The organism is Enterobacter cloacae complex sp. 372C4 (assembly GCF_050030615.1).
Lineage (GTDB): Bacteria > Pseudomonadota > Gammaproteobacteria > Enterobacterales > Enterobacteriaceae > Enterobacter > Enterobacter intestinihominis.
Window position 1 is genome coordinate 1 of record NZ_JBLGUQ010000005.1, and the last position, 2495, is coordinate 2495.

3 protein-coding genes are annotated in these 2495 nt (G+C 51.5%); 1 reads left to right on the plus strand and 2 read right to left on the minus strand.

Going from position 1 to position 2495, the window contains the following annotated elements; translation table 11 throughout:
- Positions 1-35 precede the first annotated feature (35 nt).
- On the plus strand, positions 36-227 hold the full coding sequence (locus ACQG11_RS25895) for a hypothetical protein (protein WP_021243041.1): 192 nt from the start codon (positions 36-38) through the stop codon (positions 225-227).
- Between the two features lie 290 nt (positions 228-517).
- Here ACQG11_RS25895 and ACQG11_RS25900 read toward each other — a convergent pair whose 3' ends face one another.
- Both ACQG11_RS25900 and ACQG11_RS25905 read right to left on the minus strand, forming a co-directional pair.
- Positions 518-703, minus strand: coding sequence for a Rop family plasmid primer RNA-binding protein (locus ACQG11_RS25900; protein ID WP_013772937.1), 186 nt, complete (start codon positions 701-703; stop codon positions 518-520).
- Positions 704-1068: 365 nt separating this feature from the next.
- Positions 1069-1296, minus strand: coding sequence for a YgdI/YgdR family lipoprotein (locus ACQG11_RS25905; RefSeq protein WP_021243043.1), 228 nt, complete (start codon positions 1294-1296; stop codon positions 1069-1071).
- Positions 1297-2495 lie beyond the last annotated feature (1199 nt).

The following is a 2495-nucleotide window of genomic DNA, read 5'->3' on the forward strand; positions in this document are numbered from 1 at the left end:
GGTAAGCCATGTTTGGTTTTTCTTCCGGAGCCCTGATGACTCTTAGTGATGATGAGCGACACCTGCTTGTGTCCGTTGTTTCGGTCTGGCTACGGCGTGCCGGAGGGGATGCCGGAGCCATGATGCTGGATGCATACCGGCAGATTTTGTCTGAAACCGAACCGGCCGTAAGGACTGTCATGCTCGAATTTCTTGAATCCGTTCGCATTCATTACATTTCGTCCTGAGCATTTTCTGTATTTCTGTCCATACTTAAACGAGGCGGCCGTCACGGACGGTGGTCGTCGTTCCATGATGCTGTTATGGACGAGTGAGAGTAATCTAATCTAACTTGATTGAGTTCCGGGCGTGCCGCCCGGTTTTTTTTGCTGTTTCCCGGTGTCCGTTCCGGGACAGGATGTGCATTTGTAATACCGCGCACGCGCCGGCATCACAAATACCCTGGTCAGGGCTGCGCCCCGACACCCCGCCATCGCCTCACGGCCGCGCACTGAATTGCGCACCCGTTCACCGATTTTCACGCATTTTCCTCGCCTATCTGTGCGTTCAGCATGGCGTAAAGCGCTTCGGCCTGATCGTGCAGGTGCTCACAGCAGCCGGCAGCCTCATCCAGATCCATCTGCTCGAGCCGCTCAAGGAGGAGAAGTGTCTGTGCGCGGATAAATTTGGCCATATTGAGGGCGGCGGATTCCTGTCTGGTCACTGGTGATTTTCCCCGTCTGGTGATGATTTTTGCGTGAAAAGAGCATGGCGTCATTCTGGTGCATAGTCATGCATGCCGTTAAAATTTAACAGGCGCGTTTCTGACGGGTTCCGGGGTGGTTTGTTGTGGTTTTTGTCATGGTTTCGTCAGGAACGCGCTGAACGCGTCTCAGGCGGTGCGGGCAACGGATGTTATGGTAAATTCTTGGGGGCTTGATTATAAAATACCGCACTTCCTCTTATGTCTTGTGCTTTTTAGACAACCCTGAAAGCTTTTAGCTTTGGTGATGCAATTTGCTGGGATTTTGGCGGAGAACCACAGGTAAAGAAAAAGGCCACATTAGCGGCCTTTTTCGGAGAAGATGCTCAGTGCGGAATTTCGGAGACTTCTTTAACGTCGGTTTTATTGATCTGCTGTTTGACACCATTCGCGTCTGTATAGCCAAGCAGGCCTGAGTCTGATTCTTTAGGTTTGCCGTCGCTGACAATAGTGCGACCGTCATTGGTGTGTATGGCATAGCTTGTGCGCGTGCAGCCGGTGAGGGCTGAAAGCGCAACTGCCGCTGCGAACACTGAAACAAAAATCTTTTTCAAAGCCAGCTCCTTTTATCCATATCAGTTTTGGTCACTAACCATCTAACTATAGGTCATTTTTTATGTGAAAAGAGGCTTGATGGTGGGCTGTATATCGAGTTAGGCGCGAGGTGCTATGGTCAAAGTGTGGTGTCAGGCGGGGAGGAGGCTTATATGAGATGTAATCCGGCCGATACATATACCAAGATGATTTAAGTATTCCTCTTTGTGAGGTTGGATGTCTAATTTATAAAGGATCTTCTTGAGATCCTTTTTTTCCGCGCGTAATCTCTTGCCCTGTAAACGAAAAAACCACCCTGGCAGGTGGTTTTTCGAAGGTTAGGTAATCCTGGCAGATCCCCTAACCGTGGTAACAGTCTTGTGCGAGACATGTCACCAAATTTGTCCTTTCAGTGTAGCCTCACTAAGGCCGCCACTTCAAGAACTCTTGAGACATCTCTCGCACATCCTGTTTGCCAATGGCCGTTGCCAATGGCGATTAGTCGTGTCTTTCCGGGTTGGACTCAAGTTGATAGTTACCGGATAAGGCGCAGCGGTCGGACTGAACGGGGGGTTCGTGCATACAGTCCATCCTGGAGCGAACTGCCTTCCCGGAACTGAGTGTCAGGCGTGGAATGAGAAACCGCGGCCATAACAGCGGAGTGACACCGGTAAACCGAAAGGCAGGAATGCGGGGGAGCACGAGGGAGCCACCAGGGGGAAACGCCTGGTATCTTTAAGCCGCATCGGGTTTCGCCACCACTGATTTGAGCGTCAGATTCTGTGATGCTTGTCAGGGGGGCGGAGCCTATGGAAAAACGGCTTTGGCGCGGCCTTATGCTTTCTTCGTTAAGTATCTTCCTGGCATCCCCCAGGAAATTTCTGATCCATCCGTAAGCCCGTCCCGCTCGCCGCAGCCGAACGACCGAGCGGAGCGAGTCAGTGAGCGAGGAAGCGGAATATATTCTGTATCACATTTTCTCCTGACGCGTTTTCTTTCACTTTCTGCGCCTGTCTTATGTGGCATTAATGCTATGTGTTACTGCCATGCTACATCTTAAGCCAGTATACACTCCGCTAGTGCTCCGTGACTGGTCCGGCGCTGCGCCCGGAACCCGCCTGTACCGGTTCAGCAGCCGTTCCGGCCTGACTGCAATTTTTTTTTTTTCATCCCTGCCCGCTACCCTGTAAACCTTTCTTCTGCGTTGCCGTTAACAGTA

Bases quoted from the DNA above. Each gene is read 5' to 3' on its own strand.
- ACQG11_RS25895 (WP_021243041.1), top strand. From the start codon at position 36: ATGACTCTTAGTGATGATGAGCGACACCTGCTTGTGTCCGTTGTTTCG.